The sequence below is a fragment of the Kineococcus indalonis genome, assembly GCF_009906395.1.
Classification (GTDB): domain Bacteria; phylum Actinomycetota; class Actinomycetes; order Actinomycetales; family Kineococcaceae; genus Kineococcus; species Kineococcus indalonis.
This window is the reverse complement of sequence record NZ_JAAALM010001046.1, coordinates 1-396: the sequence shown is the minus strand read 5'-3', so window position 1 is coordinate 396 and position 396 is coordinate 1. Positions and strand designations below refer to the sequence as shown.

Below are 396 nucleotides of genomic sequence, written 5' to 3'. Positions count from 1 at the left end.
GTGCGCGAGCGGGGGGCGGCTCAGGGTGCCCCGGGCGCGCGCAGCTCGCCCAGCGGGACGTCGTGCAGCGGCTCGGTGACCCAGGTGGCGCGCACCGTGCCGCCGGCGGGGTCCAGCTGCAGCAGCAGGCGGTGCGGGGTCTCCACGAACACCACGTCGGCGCGCAGGGCGTCGTCGCCGGCGGGCGCCCAGCTCACCGCGAGCGCGCCGGTGCTCGTCCAGCCGGGGCCCAGGTCGGCCGCGACCTCCTCGCCGCGGCCCTGCAGCACCAGGCGCCAGCCGGTGCCGTCCGGACCGGCGCCCTCCGCGGCCCGCTCCAGGCGCGCGCCCGTCAGCTGCGCGGCGCCGGGCAGGGCGCGCAGGACGGCCGGGCGCCTGGCCGCCCTGGAGCTGGCC

Annotated in this window: 1 pseudogene; it reads right to left on the bottom strand. The window is 82.1% G+C overall.

From position 1 onward, the window contains the following. Positions 1 to 20: 20 nt before the first annotated feature. Positions 21 to 396: pseudogene (locus GTR00_RS22630) on the bottom strand (hypothetical protein); the annotation flags it as partial.